A 1,557-nucleotide genomic window follows, 5' to 3' on the forward strand; every position below is an offset into this window, starting at 1 on the left:
AACGCTATCGAACCGTCCAGCGACGCAATGACGTAATGACCGTCCGGATTTTTACTGAACCAAATTTGTTCGCTTTTTTAGGGGCATATAAAAGGGAGGTCGTCTGAAAATTTTCAGACGACCTTACTACACTGTTGGGGTTTAACACAGTCTATGCTTGTCAGGAGATATAAAAAGATATCAAAATACAGATAGAGTAGTAAAAGTTTTAATATATCTTTAGGCTCTCTTGGTAAAATTCAAATAACTCTTTTGCATATTTTTTATAAGAAGGAATCTTAATTGCTTTCAAAAAATTTATTAAATCTTTTTCTGATTTTCTCAATAGTAAAATTTCTATAGAGTTTACAATGAGGAAAGTTTTAGCCTGACCAATTAATATAATATCATCACTATCTTCTTCATCTTCCTCAAAGTCACAGTAATCTTCTGACAATTTTGATATTTTTAATTTTGAGAAATTAAAAACTAATTTATCGTTTTCAATAATAAAATCTAATATTAACTCAGGTGTTAATCCTGATTTATTAATTTCATTAGCAACAGAATTACATTCTTGTGAAATACTTTCGTCATTGTCATAAATTTTAATTCCATATTCATGTTCAGCCTTATCTAATAACCTTTTGTATTCATGAGATTGAATTAAATTTTTGATTTCTAATCCTGTTACCATGTGCTGGTTCCTTTCAAAATTTTTAATAATACACTACCTGTGTGTCGGAATGGGTCCATTGCGGCATGAGCCCATGGTGTTGCAATAGATAAGTTCCAAGCTTCATGAGCTTTATTTGAACCTAATCTTTGTGGTAAGTAAGTGTGATGTAGTTCTAATGACACATTGCGTTCTTCAATTCCTCTTCTTGTTCGAATTCTAACTTTTATTCGTGGTGCTTTACCTTTCTCCATCCTTTTTAAATTACGTTCAGAATATTTACATTTTGGACTTGAACCAGGATTTTTAGCTTTTTCTTTAGCTATACGGTCCCTTTCTTTTTTTGCTTCTGCTTTCCAAAATTGTTTTCTAGCAGTATTCCATGATAATAGTCCTAATGGATCTATCCAGCTTTGTATGTTAGGGGAGAATAAATAAATATTATCTCCACCTTCTAACCCAATCGGATCCTGATTCACAAACCTACCCGCATCAGGCTCATAATACCTGAAGAAGTTGTAATGCAGCCCCGTTTCACGGTCGGCATACTGGTTTTGCAGGCGGAAGGGCTGGTAAGCGCTATCCGTTACCTTGGTTTCTTCTTTCAGACGACCCCAGCCGGTGTAGTTGCCGAACCATAAGAGGTTGCCGTCCTTATCGGTCATCTCACGCGGGATGCCAATTTGGTCGCAGTGGAAGTAGTGGATTTGTTGTCGGCTTTCGCCGTCTTCGGTTGTCCAATCGCGGACTTGCGCCAAGGGTTCGTAGGAATCTTGGTCGGTGTAGATATAGGTATATCTGCCATCCGGCTGGATTTCCTGCAAGAGGTGGCTGCCGTCCCAAACGAAGCGAGTTTGGTTTTCGAGGTCGTCTGAAACTTCTTCGTTTTTCAGACGACCTTT

Annotated in this window: 2 protein-coding genes; both read right to left on the reverse strand. The window is 37.3% G+C overall.

Features of this window, described 5'->3' with window-relative positions; translation table 11 throughout:
* Positions 1-208: 208 nt before the first annotated feature.
* Positions 209-676 (reverse strand): hypothetical protein, encoded by a 468-nt coding sequence (locus tag HMPREF2572_RS12755; RefSeq protein ID WP_070498966.1) that lies wholly within the window; start codon positions 674-676, stop codon positions 209-211.
* Positions 670-1,557 (reverse strand): RHS repeat domain-containing protein (locus tag HMPREF2572_RS15155; RefSeq protein ID WP_246827828.1); only part of this gene is annotated, 888 nt, incomplete at its 5' end. The genes HMPREF2572_RS15155 and HMPREF2572_RS12755, both read right to left, overlap by 7 nt.

It is taken from the genome of Neisseria sp. HMSC064E01 (assembly GCF_001808875.1).
Taxonomy (GTDB): domain Bacteria; phylum Pseudomonadota; class Gammaproteobacteria; order Burkholderiales; family Neisseriaceae; genus Neisseria; species Neisseria sicca_A.

What these genes read in the sequence shown, in the direction of transcription:
- HMPREF2572_RS12755 (WP_070498966.1), bottom strand. Translation starts at nt 676, where the DNA reads ATGGTAACAGGATTAGAAATCAAAAATTTAATTCAATCTCATGAATAC.